A 424-nucleotide genomic window follows, 5' to 3' on the forward strand; every position below is an offset into this window, starting at 1 on the left:
AATTTTCGCATGAGCCCGAATTGTTGGGTTGGACAATTCGGGCGCGTAATTACAATACGTTTGTAGCTAATTGCATGCTTTTGTTTATGGCTGTATTGAATGTTGGGGCCGCGTTCATCATGTACTCGGTGTACGCGGGGATGAGTCAGCCTTGGCGAACATTATCTTGCGTTTTTTTTTATACGTTGATGTTGATTGTGACTTTGTCCATGACTCATCAGCGGATGAAGTTTGCCTATCGCGTTACTAAGTCCGGATTGGAACATTGTGAGTGGAAAGACTTCCCGGAGTGGGCCCTGACATTTTTGAAGTGGCTTGCGGGGGTAACGGCGGTTTTCTTCGTTTTTATGGCAACCATTGATCCGTCATTCTTGCTCGGCGCGTTGATAGGCCCAGGCGGGGTGGGTTTGACGTATCTCTCAAT

At 47.4% G+C, this 424-nt stretch carries 1 pseudogene; it reads left to right on the plus strand.

Annotation, left to right across the window (positions count from 1 at the left end):
* Positions 1-424: pseudogene (locus tag ACQRAX_RS25615) on the plus strand (hypothetical protein); the annotation flags it as partial.

The organism is Pseudomonas sp. UM16 (assembly GCF_050312595.1).
In the GTDB taxonomy this organism is placed as follows: domain Bacteria; phylum Pseudomonadota; class Gammaproteobacteria; order Pseudomonadales; family Pseudomonadaceae; genus Aquipseudomonas.